At 58.7% G+C, this 247-nt stretch carries 1 pseudogene; it reads left to right on the top strand.

Annotated elements, in window-relative coordinates:
• Nucleotides 1-247 (top strand): annotated as a pseudogene (locus A3730_RS31395) (X-Pro dipeptidyl-peptidase); the annotation flags it as partial.

The following is a 247-nucleotide window of genomic DNA, read 5'->3' as shown; positions in this document are numbered from 1 at the left end:
ATGCAGCAATGGCGTGGCTGGTTGCCCTTCTATCAGACCGACGACATGGTGCACTGCGGTGATTACAGTGAAACGGCAGTGGATACCATCCTGAACTGGTGGGATGAAAAGCTGCAGTCCGGCGAGAGCCGCGTGCCACAGTATTGCATCAATGTCACTGAAGACCGCGGTATCGCCCTGGATGAGGGGCTGCCGGTCAACAGCACGCAGTACGCTCTGCCCCGCACCAAGGTGACCGTACCACTGG

The organism is Alcanivorax sp. HI0044, assembly GCF_001634945.1.
This window is presented reverse-complemented; position numbering and strand designations above follow the sequence as displayed.